Here is a 12,529-nt window from a genome sequence, read left to right as displayed (position 1 = left end):
GGTCGCCGGAGCGACCAGCCGCCATGACGTCTGCAGAGGTGGAGCTGGGTCAGGCGTGGTGGGTGAAGGACGACGAGCCGGTGTTGTCGCCGTCGTCGGCGATGGCGACCTCGCGCCGCTTGGAGATGATCACCGCGCCGGCGATGATCGCGACCGCGACGAGCGCGATCACGATGCGAAGGACGTCGCTCTGGTCCTCGCCGACGCTCAGGGAGACGACGGCGCTCGCGATGAGCAGCGAGACGAGGTTCATCACCTTGATGAGCGGGTTGATGGCCGGGCCGGCGGTGTCCTTGAACGGGTCCCCGACGGTGTCGCCGATGATCGTGGCCTCGTGGGAGGCCGAGCCCTTGCCGCCGTGGTGGCCGTCCTCGACGAGCTTCTTGGCGTTGTCCCACGCCCCACCGGCGTTGGCCAGGAACACGGCCATGAGGGTGCCGGTGCCGATGGCGCCGGCGAGGAAGCCGGCCAGCGCGGTCGCACCGAGGCCGAAGCCCACGGCGATCGGCGCCAGGACGGCCAGGATGCCGGGCGTCACGAGCTCGCGCAGCGAGTCCTTTGTGACGATGTCGACGACCTTGCCGTACTCCGGACGGCCGGTGCCCTCCATGATGCCGGGGATCTCGCGGAACTGGCGGCGCACCTCCATGACGACCGCACCGGCCGCGCGGGCGACCGCGTTGATGGCGAGGCCGGAGAAGAGGAACACCACGGCCGCACCGAGCAGCACGCCGACGATGACCGCCGGGTTGAAGACGCTGAAGTCCAGCAGGTAGGCCTCGTCGGGGCCGACGTTGGCATCGCGGAGCGACTCGAACACCGAGGTGGCGTACGACCCGAAGAGCGCGGTCGCGGCCAGGACGGCCGTCGCGATCGCGATGCCCTTGGTGATGGCCTTGGTGGTGTTGCCGACGGCGTCGAGCTCGGTGAGGATCTGCGCGCCCTCGGGGCTGACGTCGCCCGACATCTCGGCGATGCCCTGGGCGTTGTCGGAGACCGGACCGAACGTGTCCATCGCGACGATGACGCCGACGGTGGTGAGCAGTCCGCACCCGGCCAGTGCCACGGCGAAGAGCGACACCGTGAGGGCCGCGCCGCCGAGGAGGTAGGCGCCGAAGACGGCGGCGCCGATGACCAGCGTGGTGTAGACGGCCGACTCGAAGCCGACCGAGAGTCCGGACAGGATGACCGTGGCCGGGCCGGTCAGGGAGGTCTTGCCGACGTCCTTGACCGGGCGGTACTCCGTTCCGGTGTAGTAACCGGTCAGGGCCAGGATGCCGGCCGACATCACGATGCCGATGACCACTGCGGAGGAGGCGATGAAGCGGGGGTCACCGTCGGCACTGGTGAGGTCGCCGGCGATGTTGGTGAACTCCGCGAAGCTGCTCGGCAGGTAGAGGTACGACAGGACCACGCTCGCGACGGCGGCGATGCCGGAGGAGAGGTAGAACGACTTGTTGATCGTGGTCAGGCCGTTCTCGCCTGCCTTGGGCTTGGTCAGGTAGACGCCCGCGACCGCGGTGAGGGCACCGATGGCGGGGATCAGCAGCGGGAAGACGAGTCCCTTGTCACCGAAGGCCTGCGAGCCGAGGATCAGCGCGGCGACCAGTGTGACGGCGTACGACTCGAAGAGGTCGGCGGCCATGCCGGCGCAGTCGCCGACGTTGTCACCGACGTTGTCGGCGATCGTCGCGGCGTTGCGCGGGTCGTCCTCGGGAATGCCCTGCTCGACCTTGCCGACGAGGTCGGCGCCGACGTCTGCCGCCTTGGTGAAGATGCCGCCGCCGACACGCATGAACATGGCGAGGAGGGCGGCACCGAAGCCGAAGCCCTCGAGCACGTGGGGCGCCTCGTCCTGGAAGAACAGCACGACGAGGCTGGCTCCGAGCAGGCCGAGACCGACGGTGAGCATGCCGACCATCGCGCCCGTGCGCAGGCCGATCGTCATGGCCGGCTCGCGGCCGGTGGTCTCCGCGGCCGCGGCGACGCGCAGGTTCGCGCGCACCGCGAGGTTCATGCCGAGATAGCCCACAGCAGCCGAGAAGCCCGCTCCGACGATGAAGAACACCGAGCGGAAGATGCGAACGGTGGTGTCGTCGGCCGGCAGCACGAGCAGCGCGAAGAACGCGATCGCCGCGAAGATGGCCAGGGTCCGGAACTGCCGGGTCAGGTAGGCGTTGGCGCCCTCCTGGACGGCCTGGGCGATGGTCTTCATGCTGTCGGTGCCTTCGCCTGCGGCCATCACCTGCGACCTGAACATCGCGGCCATCCCGAGCGCGCCGAGCGCGATCAGGGCGACGACGACGACCAGGACGAGGTTGGCACCTTCGAGCTCAGGCGTCACGACGACCGCGGGCAAGATCCCCGTCATGCGTGTCCTCCTAGGACTGGAAAAGATCCGTGAACGCGCCGGAGTCTACGCAGACGTGACCCAGATCACGGAGCGGCGTGACCCACACCACACCGGGCCGTGCGATTCGAACGTGAAAAAACCCCTCCGGACACGTCCGGAGGGGTGACGACGGGCCTCGGTCAGGCTCAGGCGCCGGGCGCGAGGCCGACGGAGTCGTGGATCACGAACACCTTGGCGAGGCCGGTGATGCGGAAGATCTTGAGCAGTCGCTCCTGGGTGCAGACCAGGTCGAGCGAGCCGTCGTGGGCGCGGACCTTCTTCAGCCCGCCGACGAGCACGCCGAGGCCGGTGGAGTCGAGGAACTCGACGGCCTCGAGGTCGATGACGATGTCGTAGGTGCCGGCACCGACGAGCTCGGTGATGCAGTCACGCAGCTTGGGCGCTGTGTAGACGTCGATCTCGCCGCCCACGGCAACGACGGCACGGCCGTCCACCTCGCGTGTCGCAAGGGTGAGATCCACGACTGCTCCCCGGTCCCCGAACTCGTTCGGACAGTGCGCCTACGGGCACGCAGGTGCCCCTTCGTTCCTTCGGGTGGTATCAAACCACGAGTCACAAGGGTTTCGCAGGACTCCTCCGCACATCACACCCGACGCCGCCTCGGGCGGCGTCCCCGCCCTTTGCCAGACTTCACGAGGTGAAGCCCTCCCGCCCCGGCGTCCCGCCGCCGGTCGACACGCTCGTGCGTCGACTGGCCGGCGTGCCCGGACGGGAGGACCGGCTGCGCCACCTGGAGGTGCTGCCGGCCCGCGAGGCGGTGCACGAGGACTGGCCGGAGTGGGTGCCCGACGACGTCCGCGGGGCGTACGCCGCCCAGGGCGTGGCGCGACCGTGGCGGCACCAGGTCGTCGCGGCCGACGCGGCCCACGCCGGCGACCACGTGATCGTCGCGACGGGCACGGCGTCGGGAAAGTCTCTGGCCTACCAGCTGCCGGCGCTGTCGGCGATCCGCGCGGCCCGCGGGCCGCGCGGCGAGCGGGGTGCGTCGGTGCTCTACCTCGCTCCGACCAAGGCGCTGGCCCACGACCAGCTCGCCGGCCTGTCGTCACTGGGCCTCGACGTACGACTCGCGGCGCACGACGGCGACAGCTCGCGCGAGGAGCGGGACTGGACGCGCGACTTCGGCGAGTACGTCCTCACCAACCCCGACATGCTCCACCGGTCACTGCTCCCCTCGCACCACCGGTGGTCGCGGCTGCTCGGGTCGTTGACGTACGTCGTCGTCGACGAGTGCCACCACTACCGCGGCGTGTTCGGGGCGCACGTCTCCCACGTGCTGCGGCGCCTGCGACGGGTGTGCGCGATGTACGGCGCCCACCCGACGTTCGTGCTCGCCTCGGCGACGGTCGCGGAGCCGGAGGTCACCGCGTCGCGGCTGACCGGGCTCGACGTGGTCGCGCTGACCCGCGACGACTCCCCGCGCGGGCAGGTGTCGCTGCTGCTGTGGGAACCCCCCTTCACCTCGCACGCCGGCGAGAACGGTGCTCCGGTGCGCCGGGCCGCGTCCTCGGAGGTCGCCGACCTGCTCGCCGACCTCGTCGCCGAGGACGTGCGCACCCTGGCCTTCATCCGCTCGCGGCGCGGAGCCGAGCAGGTGGCCCTGTCGGCGTCCGAGCTGCTCGCCGAGGTCGACCCGTCGCTGCCGGACCGGGTCGCGGCCTACCGCGGCGGCTACCTCCCCGAGGAGCGCCGGGCGCTCGAGGCGGCGCTGCGCCGCGGCGACCTGATCGGGCTCGCCGCGACCAACGCGCTCGAGCTCGGCATCGACATCAGCGGGCTCGACGCCGTGCTCATCGCCGGCTTCCCGGGGACCCGGGCGGCGTTCTGGCAGCAGGTCGGGCGGGCCGGACGTGGCGCGCAGGACGCGCTCGGGGTGCTGGTCGCGAAGGACGACCCGCTCGACACCTACCTGGTCACCCACCCCGACAAGCTCATCGGCGCCCCGGTCGAGGCGTCCGTCTTCGACCCGTCGAACCCGCACGTCATGGGTCCGCACCTCTGCGCGGCCGCGCAGGAGCAGCCGCTCACCGAGGCCGACCTGCCGCTCTTCGGACCCACCGCCCGCGAGGTCGTCGACGAGCTGACGACCCTCGGGCTGTTGCGCCGGCGACCGCGCGGCTGGTTCTGGACCGACCGGGGCCGGGCGGCCGACCTTGCCGACATCCGGTCGGCAGGCGGGTCGCCCGTGCAGCTGATCGAGTCCGGCACCGGCCGGGTCGTCGGCACGGTCGACGCCGGTGGTGCCCACAACCAGGCGCACCCGGGCGCGGTCTACGTCCACCAGGGCGAGACCTGGCTGGTCGAGGACATCGACCTCGAGCACCACGTCGCGACCATGCGCCGCGACGAGCCGTCGTACTCCACCACCGCGCGCGAGGTCACCGACATCAGCATCGTCGCCACCCGCGAGCGCCGCTCGTGGGGCGGGTGCGAGCTGTCCCTCGGCGAGGTCGACGTGTCGCACCAGGTGGTCTCCTTCCTCAGACGGCGCCAGCCCGGTGGCGAGGTGCTGTCGGAGGAGCCGCTCGACCTGCCCGAGCGCACCCTGCGGACGACGGCGGTGTGGTGGACGGTCCCCGACGACGTCGTCGCCGAGGCCGGCCTCGCCACGCTCGACGTGCCGGGCGCGGCCCACGCGGCCGAGCACTGCTCGATCGGCCTCCTGCCCCTCTTCGCGACGTGCGACCGCTGGGACATCGGCGGCGTCTCCACGGCCCGCCACGCCGACACCGGTGTGCTGACCGTCTTCGTGTACGACGGCCACCCGGGCGGGGCCGGATTCTCCGAGCGCGGGTTCCACACGGCGGTCGCCTGGCTGACCGCCACGCGCGAGGCGATCGCGAGCTGCGAGTGCGGCAACGGCTGCCCGTCGTGCATCCAGTCGCCCAAGTGCGGCAACCAGAACAACCCCCTCGACAAGGACGGCGCGATCTTGTTGCTCGACGCCCTCCTCTCGGGGGCACCTCGAGTGGACGGTTAGGGCTAGATTCGGCTCATGGTGATCCTCGGCCTCGGCCTCATGATCCTCGGCGGCATCGCCGTGCTGTCCGCCCTCTTCGTCAGCGAGCCCGGGTCGGGCGGCGAGCTCCTCGGCCTCGACGTCACCACCCTCGAGTCGTTCCTCGTCGGCGTCGCCGCCGGCGCGGCCATCCTGTGGGGCTTCGCGATCCTCAAGTGGGGCACCAGGCGGAGCCTCGCCCACCGCCGTGAGCGCAAGGAGCTCACCGAGCTCAACCAGAAGCTCGAGCGGGTCGAGGCCGAGCGCCGCACCGAAGACCCGGAGCGTCACGACACCCCCTGACGGCGGACGGGGCAGGGTCAGCCGGGTCAGCCGGGACCGGCGCGCGCCTCGGCGGTCACCCTCACCTCCTTCCACGGGACGTCCGGACCGGCCACCGAGACGGTGACCCGGATCGCTCGACCGTCGGGTGTGCACGCATCGAGCACGGCCGCGTTGCGACCCGCGACCCGGTCGGCCGCGGCGCAGGCGTCCGTCGGGCCGCCGACGTCCGCGAGCGCGGACGCCCCCGCGAGCGCGGTGAGGTCGGCCGCCGCCTGGGCCCGGCGCTGGGCCGTCACGAGGCCGCCGGCCGCGGCCAGGCCGCCCATGACGAACATCAGCACGCCCGCCATCGCCACCACGAGCACCGTCGCACCGCCCCTGTCCCCGCGGGTCCCGGCTCCGTTGCTGACGCCTCCCCCGCGCATCACGGCTCCTCCATGCATCACGGCTCCTCCACGACCGCGACGGCCTCCGCGGACACGGTCACGCCGGGAAGCGAGCCGAGCAGGCCACCCGGGCCCGTGACCCTCGCGCTGGTCGTCACCACGACGTCGGACTCACCGACCTCGACGCGCACGCGGGCACCCTCGGGAGCGATCCGGACGGCCACGCCCTGCGCCGAGGCGATGTCGTCGCCGCGGGCAACGGCGCGGGCGGCCTCGCGGGAGGCGTCGATGACGCGCACCTGTGCCGCGCCGACCGCCAGCATCCAGACCAGGCCGGCGGTCAGCGCCACGAGCAGCGGGATGCCCAGCGCGAGCTCCGCCGTCGCCGCACCCGACTCCGGTCGGGTCCGTCGCCCGCGAGACCACACCGCGCTCACCCGATGCCGAGCAGGCCCATGACGTGCTTGAACAGCCGCCCCAGCAGCTGGTCACCGAACGCGCCGGTGAGCAGCGTGTAGAGCAGGCCGGCGAACCCGGCGCCGGCAGCGGTGCCCACGGCGTACTCCGCTGTCGTGATGCCCGCCTCCATGTCCGACCTGCCGGACCTGGCCCACCTGCCCGACCCGGCCCACCTGTTCCGTCCGAGATGACGCGTGACCAACATCTGTTCCCCTGTCGTCGCGGGGCTCCCGATGAACCCCGACCGAGACCCAGCGTGAGAGGACCGCGGGCCGCCTGCACGACCGCGGGCGCGAGCCTGTGGAGGACGCCCACATCCGCCGCCCTGTGGACGCCGAGCGGCCCGTCACGGGCTCACCGAGCCGAAGAGCGACGCCACGGTCGGCACGACGCCGAGCAGCATGAACGCGGGGAGCAGGCACGCACCGAGCGGGATCGCCGCAGCCACCCCGACCCGCCGGGCCGCGTCCTCGGCGCGGGCGAGCGACTCCCGCTGGAGCTCGTCGGCGAGCCGCTCGACGCTCTGCACGACGGACGCGCCCGACACCTGCGAGCGGACCATCGCCCGGGCCAGCGGGGCGAGCTCCCGGTCGTCGGCGACCACCGACCACGCCTCGACGCCGGCGGATCCCCAGCGGGCCTGCTCCACGACCGGCACCAGCCGGTCGGCCGCCGGGCCCGGAAGCGCAGCGCACACACGGGCCAGGCCCGAGACGGGTTCGGAGCCGGCGCGCAGCATCGCGGCGAACAGGTCGACGAGGTGCGGCAGCGTCCTCTCGACCTCCTCCCGCTCGCGGCGTGCCGACGGAGCCTCCGCCGCGGCGAGCACGTGCCGGGCGAGTGCGGCGGCCACCGCCGCGACCAGCACCCCGGCCATCCCGCCCACGAACAACCAGGCGCCGATCGCGACGCCCCCGACCGCGAGCGGACGCAGGCCGAGCGACGAGGCCCGGCGCCGCCGGACGCTCCGCGGGACCGACGGGACCAGCACCGCGACCGCCAGCGACGCGCACACGACGCTCAGCCAGGTCACGGCGCCGCGGCCTGGTCGGCGAGTCGCTCGATCCACCACAGTCCGAGGGCGACGAGCGTGAGCCCGGCGGCGCCGCAGACCCAGCCGACCGGCGTCCCCAGCAGGAAGGACCACGGGTCGGAGCCRGCGCCGGATCCCATCAGCAGCACCGCGACGGGCAGGCAGGCGACGAGCCGCGCCGTCGAGCGGGCCGACGCCAGCTCGGAGTCGACGAGGCGACGCGTACGACGACGCGCGCGCAGGCCGGCGGCCGTGCGCTCGAGCGCCGCGGCGAGCCCGTGCCCGGAGTGCTGGGCGACCTGCCACGCCCCAGCCACCCAGCGGAGGTCGGCCGCACCACGTCGCTCGGCAGCAAGCCGGCGCATCGCCTCGGGGACGTCTGCCCCTAGCCGCATCGCCTCGACGACCGGGACCAGCGGCGGCCACCGCTCGGCGCCGGCGGCCAGGGCGGCGTCGGGCGGTCGCCCCGCCGCTAGGTCGGCGGCCAGCAGGTCGCAGACCTCCAGCACGGCCGCCTGGTCGGCGGCGACACGTCTGCGGCGGGCCAGGACCGGGACCGGGACCGACCACCCCTGCCGCGACCGGCCCGGACGACGCAGCACCGGCCCCGCCGACGGCACGAGCGCCGCGACGGCCATGCCGGCCACCAGCGCGACGAGCCACGCGCTCACCACGCCACCGAGCCGAGCCGGGCGGCGAGCGCCCCCGCGGCCGGCCCCCGCACCACGCGGTCGGCCTCGAAGGTCGCGGCGGTGCGGAGCGCGACGTGACCGGACCCGTCCCGCTCGGGCACGCCGAGCTCCAGCACCCTGCGGCGCCCGTCGCGACCCCGGCCGAGGTGGATGACCACGTCGAGCGCGGAGGCGAGCTGGCTGTGCGCCGCCGAGCGCGGCAGGCCGGCGGCCAGGGACAGCGCCTCGACCCGGGCCGGGACGTCGGCGGCGGAGTTGGCGTGGAGCGTGCCGCAACCTCCGCCGTGGCCAGTGTTGAGCGCTGCCAGGAGGTCGACGACCTCGGCCCCGCGCACCTCCCCGACCACCAGCCGGTCGGGCCGCATCCGCAGCGCCTGACGCACCAGCACCTGCAGCGAGATCTCGCCGGCGCCCTCGATGTTGGCCGGGCGGCCCTCCAGGGCGACGACGTGGGGGTGGTCGGGTCGCAGCTCGCTGGCGTCCTCGACCAGGACGATGCGCTCGCCGGGGTCGACCAGCGACAGGAGGGCGGAGAGCACCGACGTCTTGCCGGTGCCGGTGCCGCCGGTGACGAGGAAGGCGCACCGCGAGTCGACGATCTCCTCCAGCAGGAACGCGCCGTCGGGTGGCACCGCGCCCGCGGTCACGAGCTCGGGCAGGGTCCACACCCGGCCCCGAGGGACCCGGAGCGACAGCACGGTCCCCGACCGGGCCACCGGCGCCAGCACGGCGTGGAAGCGCGTGCCGTCCGGGAGGCGCACGTCGGCGTGCGGGGTCGCGTCGTCCAGGCGCCGCCCGGCCGTGGCGGCCAGCCGCTGCGCGAGGCGACGCACGGCGGCGTCGTCGGGGAACGACACCGCCGCGCGCTCGAGCCCGGCGCCGCGATCGATCCAGACCTCGGCGGGGTTGTTGACCAGCACGTCGGTGACGTCGGGCAGCCGGAGCAGGTCCTCCAGCGGTCCGGCACCGAGGACGTCGCGCCGGAGCAGGTCGTGCACGGCCAGGACCGTCGCGTCACCGACCGGGGACCCGGACGCCCGCAGGGCCTCGGCGACCCGGTGCGGCGTCAGGTCACCCGCCGACACCGCCAGGCGGCGGCGTACGTCGTCGAGCACGGCGGTCGGCACCGGGGTGCTCATCCCGGGGTCCCCGCGGCGTTGCTCGGCGGAGGAGCGGAGCGGGGGAGGCGAGGAAGGTCGTGGGGTGGTGCTCATCCCGGGGTCCCCGCGGCGTTGCTCGGCGGAGGAGCGGAGCGGGGGAGGCGAGGAAGGTCGTGGGGTGGTGCTCATGCCGCGTCCGCCAGCAGGGCGCGGGCGGCCCGGGCGAGCGGACCCCTCCCGGCCAGGGGGCCGAGGCCGCGGTCGACCGACGCGGCCACACCGCGCTGGTCGGCGACGGCCGCCACGACGGGCAGCCCGGTCACCCGCTCGGCGTCGGCGTCGCTGAGCCCGCCCGGGCGGAGCACCAGCCCCGCGCGGCCGTCACGCCCGAGGTCGGCGACGAGGCGGGCGGCGGCGGCCAGCCCGGGCACGGTCGCCGGCGTCACCACCAGCAGGTCGTCGCAGCGGTCGACCAGCTCGGCCAGCAGCGGGCCGCCCTGCCGGGCGAGGTCGACGACGACGAGGTCGTGCCCGAGCACCGCGGCCGGCAGGACCCGCCGGGCGGTCGCCACGTCGAGGCGGCGTCGCAGGCCAGACCACGTGAGGACGCCGAGGTGGTCGCGCCGGGGCACTCCCTCGCGCAGGGCCCGCGCTCCGAGCCGGCCGGCGGTCTCCGCGAGGGCCTCCCACCGCACGCCGGGGAGGTCCTCCATGCCGAGCAGCCGGTCGAGCCCGGGGCCGAGCGGATCGCCGTCGACGAGCAGCGTCGACGCACGCGCCGCGTGCCACTGGGCGAGCGCGCACGCCAGCGTCGTGGCTCCCGCGCCACCGGCCCCGCCGACCACCCCGACCAGACGGCCGGGCGAGGCCCGCTCGCCGACGTCGGAGAGCTCGTCGGAGAGCCAGCCCTCGCCCGTGGGCAGGTCGACCACCGACGTCGCGCCCAGCTCGACGGCGTGGCGGAAGGCGGCGTCGCCGACACCGACCCCGACGACGTGGACACCCGTCCGTCTCGGGGGCGCGAGGCCGACGAGCGCGCCGGCGAGGTCGTCACCGACGAGCACCAGATCGGCCTCGCGCCACGCTGCCAGGGAGAGGGACGGCTCGGCACAGACCTCGGCCCCGACCCCCGCCGCCGCACAGAGGGGGACGACAGAGTCGTGGACGGACGGGGACCGGGTGATCAGGAGGACGGGCATGCCCCGAGCGTCGGCGGCGGCACCGACTCCCGTCAGCCCACGCCGACAGTGCTTGTGGACAACGACGTCTCGGCGCCGCCTGTGGACACCTGGCGGCCCGAAGCAGCGCGCCAGCGCACCGGGCTCCGTCGGTCGAGGCCCCTACGATGGCCGCATGCCCCGCCCCCAAGCGGCCTTCTTCGACCTCGACAAGACGATCATCGCCAAGTCGAGCACCTTGGCGTTCAGCCGCGAGTTCCAGGCGGGTGGGCTCATCTCACGACGCGCGATGCTGCGCTCGGCGTACGCCCAGTTCGTCTTCTTCACCGGCGGCGCCGACCACGACCAGATGGACAAGATGCGCGAGTTCATGTCGCAGCTCTGCGCCGGCTGGGACGTCGCCACGGTGCGCGACATCGTCCACGAGACCCTGACCACGATCGTCGAGCCGCTCGTCTACGACGAAGCCGTGACCCTGATCGAGGAGCACCGCGCGGCCGGTCGCGACATCGTCATCGTCTCGGCGTCGGGCGCCGAGGTGGTCGAGCCGATCGGCGAGATGCTCGGCGCCGACCGGGTCATCGCCACGCGGATGGAGATCGCCGACGGCCGCTACACCGGCAACATCGACTACTACGCCTACGCCGAGGAGAAGGCGCGCGCGATCGAGCACCTCGCCGCGACCCTCGGCTACGACCTCGACGAGTGCTACGCCTACAGCGACTCGGTCACCGACGTGCACATGCTCGAGGTCGTCGGCCACCCCTCCGCGGTGAACCCCGACCGCGAGCTGCGTCGCATCGCGACCGCCCGGGAGTGGCCGGTCCTGCTGTTCGTCCGTCCGGTCGCCCTCCGCCGGCGGCTGCCCGTGCCGCCGGCCCGGCCGACCCTCGCCGCCCTGGCGGTCGGGGGCGCCGTCGCGGCGGGTGGATTCATCTGGTCGAGCCGCCGCAAGCGGACCACCGGCACCTGAGCGGGACCCACCCGCCGCCGCCAAAGTCAACCCTTGAAGGTGGCTGTGGACCGGGATAGAACTGAGGCAGAACTACACAGCAGCACGTGAACCAGGTACCCACGCGGCGATCCACCCATCCGATGGGGTGCTGGCCGATCGGGATCTGCCCGAGGCAGCAATTAGACAATGCACGCTTGGTAGCCAGGCATCACGTGTCAGCGGCGGCACCCGATCCACGTGAGCGGGTGCCGCTCGCACGTGCTGGTGGCGGCTATCCCCGCAGCGGCGAGGCCTCGGCCCCCGCGCTGAAGGCCTCGGCCCCGTAGAGCGCCCACGCCTGGACCCCGCTCGGCGCACCGCTGGCGTAGGCGCGCAGGTTCGACTCGTACGCCGCCCTGTGGGCCAGGTGCCCGGCCTCCGGCACGACGAGCGACTTGGTGTCCACGCCGCGCGAGACCAGCACGAGCCGCTCGAGCGCCCGGGCCACGATGCCGTTGTGCGACGCGAAGGGCGCAGCGGTCGCGACGTCGGCATGCGCCACGGCGGCCATCAGCAGGGCGGGCGCCTCGCTGCCGGACAGCAGGAGCTCCGCGACGCCGCGCAGCCGGTCGGCGGACGCCGCGTCCCGCGGACGCCCGAGCTCGTCGGGCGCGAGCGCCGCGGCCCCGACGACGGCGTGCAGGCGCGCGATGGCCTGCAGCGGCGCGGTCTTCAGCAGCGGCGCGAGCGCCAACATCGAGGCGGACAGCCGGACGGCGTCGCTCGCGATCTCGTCGCCCTCGCCCGCCCGCACCTGCTCCAGCGAGGACGCCGACCCCTCGAGGACGGCGCTCGCGTGGGCGCCGCGCAGCAGGGACTCCGCGGTCATCTCCGGCGACGTACGCCTCAGGCCGCGGTCGCGCAGCATCACGTCGATCCCGTCGCGGGTGCCGGCATAGGCCGAGCGGACCCCCTCGAGGTCAGTGAGCCAGGCGAGCGGGTCGGTCATGGGGAGGACGGTAGTCGCGGCGGCGGTCGCGCCCGATCGCGG

At 74.0% G+C, this 12,529-nt stretch carries 13 protein-coding genes; 3 read left to right on the top strand and 10 right to left on the bottom strand.

Going from position 1 to position 12,529, the window contains the following annotated elements:
- Window positions 1–49: 49 nt before the first annotated feature.
- Both AC1DP1_RS08145 and AC1DP1_RS08140 read right to left on the bottom strand, forming a co-directional pair.
- Window positions 50–2,371, bottom strand: a complete 2,322-nt coding sequence (locus AC1DP1_RS08145) for a sodium-translocating pyrophosphatase (RefSeq protein ID WP_477506434.1) — start codon at window positions 2,369–2,371, stop codon at window positions 50–52.
- A gap of 167 nt (window positions 2,372–2,538) precedes the next feature.
- Window positions 2,539–2,874, bottom strand: a complete 336-nt coding sequence (locus tag AC1DP1_RS08140) for an anti-sigma factor antagonist (RefSeq protein ID WP_129427178.1) — start codon at window positions 2,872–2,874, stop codon at window positions 2,539–2,541.
- Window positions 2,875–3,050: 176 nt separating this feature from the next.
- Here AC1DP1_RS08140 and AC1DP1_RS08135 point away from each other — a divergent pair, with 176 nt between their 5' ends.
- Together AC1DP1_RS08135 and AC1DP1_RS08130 are read left to right on the top strand one after the other, a co-directional pair.
- A complete protein-coding gene (locus AC1DP1_RS08135) occupies window positions 3,051–5,393 on the top strand; it encodes a DEAD/DEAH box helicase (RefSeq protein WP_477506433.1) in 2,343 nt (780 codons plus the stop codon).
- 15 nt (window positions 5,394–5,408) lie between these two features.
- The gene (locus AC1DP1_RS08130) at window positions 5,409–5,714 is read left to right on the top strand and encodes a hypothetical protein (RefSeq protein ID WP_457190805.1); all 306 of its coding nucleotides are present in this window, start codon (window positions 5,409–5,411) and stop codon (window positions 5,712–5,714) included.
- Between the two features lie 26 nt (window positions 5,715–5,740).
- Here the strand turns inward: AC1DP1_RS08130 and AC1DP1_RS08125 are convergent, their stop codons facing one another.
- The 7 genes from AC1DP1_RS08125 to ssd all read right to left on the bottom strand — a co-directional run bounded on the left by AC1DP1_RS08125 (window position 5,741) and on the right by ssd (window position 10,565).
- Entirely contained in the window at window positions 5,741–6,139 is a 399-nt protein-coding gene (locus AC1DP1_RS08125; RefSeq protein ID WP_477506432.1) for an Rv3654c family TadE-like protein, read from the bottom strand.
- A complete protein-coding gene (locus AC1DP1_RS08120; RefSeq protein ID WP_477506431.1) occupies window positions 6,139–6,510 on the bottom strand; it encodes a TadE family type IV pilus minor pilin in 372 nt (123 codons plus the stop codon). Before AC1DP1_RS08120 ends, AC1DP1_RS08125 begins: the two co-directional genes overlap by 1 nt.
- 5 nt (window positions 6,511–6,515) lie before the next feature.
- Window positions 6,516–6,671, bottom strand: a complete 156-nt coding sequence (locus AC1DP1_RS08115; protein ID WP_204810889.1) for a DUF4244 domain-containing protein — start codon at window positions 6,669–6,671, stop codon at window positions 6,516–6,518.
- Between the two features lie 216 nt (window positions 6,672–6,887).
- A complete protein-coding gene (locus AC1DP1_RS08110; protein ID WP_477506430.1) occupies window positions 6,888–7,574 on the bottom strand; it encodes a type II secretion system F family protein in 687 nt (228 codons plus the stop codon).
- A complete protein-coding gene (locus AC1DP1_RS08105; protein WP_477506429.1) occupies window positions 7,571–8,248 on the bottom strand; it encodes a type II secretion system F family protein in 678 nt (225 codons plus the stop codon). The genes AC1DP1_RS08110 and AC1DP1_RS08105 overlap by 4 nt, the downstream gene beginning before the upstream one ends.
- Window positions 8,242–9,405, bottom strand: coding sequence for a TadA family conjugal transfer-associated ATPase (locus AC1DP1_RS08100; RefSeq protein ID WP_477506428.1), 1,164 nt, complete (start codon window positions 9,403–9,405; stop codon window positions 8,242–8,244). Before AC1DP1_RS08100 ends, AC1DP1_RS08105 begins: the two co-directional genes overlap by 7 nt.
- 146 nt (window positions 9,406–9,551) lie before the next feature.
- On the bottom strand, window positions 9,552–10,565 hold the full coding sequence (gene ssd / locus AC1DP1_RS08095; protein WP_477506427.1) for a septum site-determining protein Ssd: 1,014 nt from the start codon (window positions 10,563–10,565) through the stop codon (window positions 9,552–9,554).
- Window positions 10,566–10,719: 154 nt separating this feature from the next.
- Here ssd and AC1DP1_RS08090 point away from each other — a divergent pair, with 154 nt between their 5' ends.
- The gene (locus tag AC1DP1_RS08090) at window positions 10,720–11,517 is read left to right on the top strand and encodes an HAD family hydrolase (protein WP_477506426.1); all 798 of its coding nucleotides are present in this window, start codon (window positions 10,720–10,722) and stop codon (window positions 11,515–11,517) included.
- A 253-nt stretch (window positions 11,518–11,770) separates the two neighbouring features.
- On the opposite strand, the gene AC1DP1_RS08085 is transcribed toward AC1DP1_RS08090, so the two are convergent.
- On the bottom strand, window positions 11,771–12,487 hold the full coding sequence (locus AC1DP1_RS08085; protein ID WP_477506425.1) for a Fic family protein: 717 nt from the start codon (window positions 12,485–12,487) through the stop codon (window positions 11,771–11,773).
- Between the last annotated feature and the right edge of the window lie 42 nt (window positions 12,488–12,529).

The sequence above is a fragment of the Nocardioides sp. P4_G10 genome (genome assembly GCF_056401175.1).
This window is presented reverse-complemented; position numbering and strand designations above follow the sequence as displayed.

What these genes read in the sequence shown, in the direction of transcription:
- AC1DP1_RS08145 (WP_477506434.1), bottom strand. Translation starts at nt 2,371, where the DNA reads ATGACGGGGATCTTGCCCGCGGTCGTCGTGACGCCTGAGCTCGAAGGT.
- AC1DP1_RS08130 (WP_457190805.1), top strand. Translation starts at nt 5,409, where the DNA reads ATGGTGATCCTCGGCCTCGGCCTCATGATCCTCGGCGGCATCGCCGTG.
- AC1DP1_RS08125 (WP_477506432.1), bottom strand. Translation starts at nt 6,139, where the DNA reads ATGCATGGAGGAGCCGTGATGCGCGGGGGAGGCGTCAGCAACGGAGCC.
- AC1DP1_RS08115 (WP_204810889.1), bottom strand. Translation starts at nt 6,671, where the DNA reads ATGGAGGCGGGCATCACGACAGCGGAGTACGCCGTGGGCACCGCTGCC.
- AC1DP1_RS08100 (WP_477506428.1), bottom strand. Translation starts at nt 9,405, where the DNA reads ATGAGCACCCCGGTGCCGACCGCCGTGCTCGACGACGTACGCCGCCGC.
- ssd (WP_477506427.1), bottom strand. Translation starts at nt 10,565, where the DNA reads ATGCCCGTCCTCCTGATCACCCGGTCCCCGTCCGTCCACGACTCTGTC.
- AC1DP1_RS08090 (WP_477506426.1), top strand. Translation starts at nt 10,720, where the DNA reads ATGCCCCGCCCCCAAGCGGCCTTCTTCGACCTCGACAAGACGATCATC.
- AC1DP1_RS08085 (WP_477506425.1), bottom strand. Translation starts at nt 12,487, where the DNA reads ATGACCGACCCGCTCGCCTGGCTCACTGACCTCGAGGGGGTCCGCTCG.